Source organism: Rhizobium sp. RHZ01, assembly GCF_014851595.1.
GTDB lineage: Bacteria > Pseudomonadota > Alphaproteobacteria > Rhizobiales > Rhizobiaceae > Rhizobium > Rhizobium altiplani.
This window is the reverse complement of record NZ_JACUZZ010000127.1, coordinates 1-314: the sequence shown is the minus strand read 5'-3', so window position 1 is coordinate 314 and position 314 is coordinate 1. Positions and strand designations below refer to the sequence as shown.

1 rRNA gene is annotated in these 314 nt (G+C 56.1%); it reads right to left on the bottom strand.

Annotated features, from left to right (window positions below):
* Positions 1-262: 262 nt before the first annotated feature.
* Positions 263-314 (bottom strand): 16S ribosomal RNA (locus IB248_RS31125); the annotation flags it as partial.

The following is a 314-nucleotide window of genomic DNA, read 5'->3' as shown; positions in this document are numbered from 1 at the left end:
CGTCGCCGGTCGTCCGGCGCCCTCGCGGAGCGCAGCACCGAAGGTGCGGACAGCGCGTGAGCGCAGAACTCAAGGTTCTATCCTTCATGAAGAAAGAGAAACGTGGACGGCGAAAGCTCGCCATACCCGCTGTCTGCGAAGCAGATCGGCAGGCGTATTGCGTTTCGATCGTGATCTGACTGATCCGATCTATGTTCTAAAAAGCACGGGAAGGTTCATACCGTTCAAGACGGTCGTCTTACCAATTCCACAGCTTCCTTAGAAAGGAGGTGATCCAGCCGCAGGTTCCCCTACGGCTACCTTGTTACGACTTC